Source organism: Arthrobacter sp. TMT4-20 (assembly GCF_054510775.1).
In genome coordinates this window covers 1-3,311 of record NZ_JBTNDW010000034.1, presented here as the reverse complement: position 1 = coordinate 3,311, position 3,311 = coordinate 1, and the positions used below count along the sequence as shown (strand labels likewise).

Annotated in this window: 1 protein-coding gene and 2 pseudogenes; 2 read left to right on the top strand and 1 reads right to left on the bottom strand. The window is 59.6% G+C overall.

Going from position 1 to position 3,311, the window contains the following annotated elements; all coding sequences use genetic code 11:
- Window positions 1-1,041: 1,041 nt before the first annotated feature.
- Window positions 1,042-1,344, top strand: a pseudogene (locus ACX80Z_RS15895) (IS21 family transposase); the annotation flags it as partial.
- A 412-nt stretch (window positions 1,345-1,756) separates the two neighbouring features.
- Window positions 1,757-2,012 (top strand): annotated as a pseudogene (locus ACX80Z_RS15890) (ATP-binding protein); the annotation flags it as partial.
- 380 nt (window positions 2,013-2,392) lie between these two features.
- Here ACX80Z_RS15890 and ACX80Z_RS15885 read toward each other — a convergent pair.
- Entirely contained in the window at window positions 2,393-2,785 is a 393-nt protein-coding gene (locus ACX80Z_RS15885; RefSeq protein ID WP_459316565.1) for a hypothetical protein, read from the bottom strand.
- Window positions 2,786-3,311: the final 526 nt, after the last annotated feature.

Below are 3,311 nucleotides of genomic sequence, written 5' to 3'. Positions count from 1 at the left end.
ACTGCACCCGAGAGAGTGTGGGAGAGTAGGACACCGCCGGACAACCATTAGACGAAAGGCCCCACCACCGGTGGGGCCTTTCGCATTTAACCCACCACACCCCAAACACACCACACCACACCATCGACCTGGTGAGCCAGTGGCGTCTCAGCGATTCGACGGAAGTCCGGGAACGGAAGTGGTCCGATTCAACCGGTCGTGGCGTCCACGATCTGCATGCGCCTCCGTTCCGGATAGCTGCGTGAGTGCATGGTGCTTTCCAATGCGGAGACTGCTAGCCGGCACCGGCGGTTCAGGACCGGGTCAGGGTCCGCATGCGTGAAAACACTGCCGTGAAAACATGGACCAGATTCGGTGGTCTCGACTCGACAGCTGGACCCCGTTCTTGCCCGCTGCGGTAGTTCGCCTGGGAGCTCGTCGGTGATAGGCCGGTACCTGTACCTCGGATCATCAGCGTGAGTATCCAGCGTTGAACTGACAAGATACGCATCGGCAATGTTTTGGTCAGTGACCAGCTGGGTTTGCACCGGCAATAGGTCTCTCGAGCCAAATACGCGGCAGCCAGGCGCGGAAGCTCATTTTGCTGTTCCTGTAGCCGGTCGCCTTTCCTTAGATGCCTACCTCGGTGGAGTCCTTCGTTGCAGGACGCGATCAGGTGTCCTTGTGATCCGCGATGGTTAGCCGATGGTCTCAACGTTGCCCAGGTTGGGCGGAAGATCTGCCAGCATCTTTGCGCGAGTTGTCGATCTGGGGGCTGGGGACTGGGCCCCGAGGGCCGGATGGCCCGCCCTCAGATTTTCATCCGCGGGACCTTCCTGGGTACCGTGGTGACGGCTCAATTTCCGACTGTCACCAATGCAGCGATCGGTCAGGGTGGAGACACCGACTGATTGTTATGACTAGGGCAGCTTTGTTCGAACCCACCAGGGCAATCTAAGCGGGACCCACTTCGGTCTTTTGGGGGTGTCGCGGGCAGTCTAAGCCGGACCCACCCTCACCGTTGTGGCAACGCGTTTCTGGTTGCTCAAGGTGGAGGTTTGAATGGAGTCTCGGGTGGAAGTTTTTGCGCGGATCCGGCGTGATGCGCGCGTCGAGGGCCTCTCAATCAGGGAGCTGGCCAGGCGTCATGGTGTCGGCCGGCCAACCGTCAGGCAGGTCGTGCGGTAGGCGGAACCACCACCGCGCAAGCCGCGGATACGGACAGCACCACGGTTGGAAACGTTCAAGCCCGTGATCGACGCGATGCTTCGGGAGGACCTCGAGGCTCCCCGCAAACAGCGCCATACCGCGCGACGTGTCTTCGCTCGCCTCGCTGATGAGCACGGGGCAAGGCAGTTGTCTCATGTCAATGGCCGATAGTTTGTGCCCATGGGCGGCCAGCAGAAATGCCCGCTGGTGGTCATGAAAACTGCCCACTCATGGCCACCAGATCTGCCCACCAGGTGTTCGGTGGCGATGGCCATGTGCGGAACTCGTTCAGTTCATTGGTGTGACTCCTTTTCCGGCCATGGCCTGGCTGAGGCGGATCGATTCTCCAGTGGTTTGGCAGACCTACGCGTGATGCAGCAGCCTGTCAACCGTCGCGGTGGCGAGGGTTTTGGGCATGAGCTCGTCAAAGCCGGCGGGATGTAACTTGAGGAAACCGCGATCGATCGTTTTTCGTAGGCGGCATCGACGAGTCGATAGAGCCCCTCGGCGGCATCGGTGCCGACCGGTGGGAGCCCGATATCACCGACCTATGCGGATATCCGCATAGATCGACGAGCTCGGTTACATGGAACTCGACCGACGCGGAGCCGGGCTCCATTTCCAGGTCCTCACCGAACGCGAGGAGAACAACTCAATCGCGATCGCCTCAAATAAGTCCTTTTCGGGCTGGACGAAAACCTTCACTGACCCCAGGCTCTGCGCCGCGATCGTGGACCGACTGACCTTCAAAGGGGGCCATCATCGAAACCGGCACCGACTCCTATCGGCTCGCCCACACCCGCGCCCAGGAGTTCGTCGGATAGCGGCGACGTAGATCAGAAAGAGACCTTAGGTTTCCCGCGAACCGTGAGAAACAGCAATCTATCGATGGTCTTTTGGTGAAGGATCACCTGTTTGAGGATCATGTGGATCATCGGCCGCAGAGGGTGGGAGCCCTAAGTGGGTATACAGATCTCGTCGATGAAGCTTCTTCAACTAAGACCAAAACCTGCCAAGAATTCCCTCATTGCCGTGCCCACTACTCACCGATTACCCCCTTGGCAAAGTTCCGCGTCTTAGGCTTTCAGCCTCTCACGACCAATGATGCAGGATGCAGCGAGGCCGGAAAACACGTGCCGGCACCACACGCCCCTAAGCGGGCGCCTTGCCCAGGCTGCTGTCGCGGCAAACGAAAAGGAAGGGACTACGACGCCGCGGACGTGCTCCGAGTTCTGATTGCTTCCGAGAGTTTCTCCGGAGTGTTCGAGGAAACGAGGGTGGCGGTCCTTCCCGTCGTGATACGAACCGACGGACCACCGACGAGATAGCCGGTCGTGCTGTTCGGCATCACGCGTAGCCCCATACCCGACCTAATGCCGGTGGGCTGTCCCGGCGTGACCGTGTCGATCTCGCGGTAGGGGATCCTGGTCGCGAAGATGCCACCGACTTTGATGCTGACCTCGCGCTCTTCCAACCGGACGGTGACCTGCATGAGGATGACGTAGAGGAACACCGCGGCGAACAGCGTAGAAACGAGTGCGGCGCCGTTCATGCCGTCAGTGACCATCCCCCACGCTGTGCCGACTGTCACCAGCACACCAAGACCTAGGAAACCAAGTCGGTACCGCACTGGTAGCCGTGTCCGATACGTTTCTTCCGGCAATCTGTGGCCTTCCTCCATCACACCATCATTGTGATCAAACGATCGATCGTCCACTCGAAACGTCGGCCGCATCATCTCGTCAAAGTGGGTCCCGCTTAGACTGCCCCCGTGGGGTCCCCGCATGTATTGACATAGCCATTGTTACCTGTCCGGGGGAGATGCCCGAAGCACATGTCTGGCTATACCCGGACATTGCAGTAGCGATGGAGCGGCATCGAACGGCCGGCAAGGGCAATTATCGAACCATCGCGGACACAACTACGCACCAGCGCAAAAGCGCTCGCGCGGTATTCAGAGAATAGTTGACGGGCGCCCATCTGCGTGATGCACGGCACACTGTCTCATGGCCGCGGGACTGTTCGGAATTTGGTGTTTTTGGCCTGATACGTCGGGCGTGAGTCTGGCGGGGAAGGTGCCGTGATGACGACACTGGATGCTGTGAAGAAAAACAAGGCGGAGC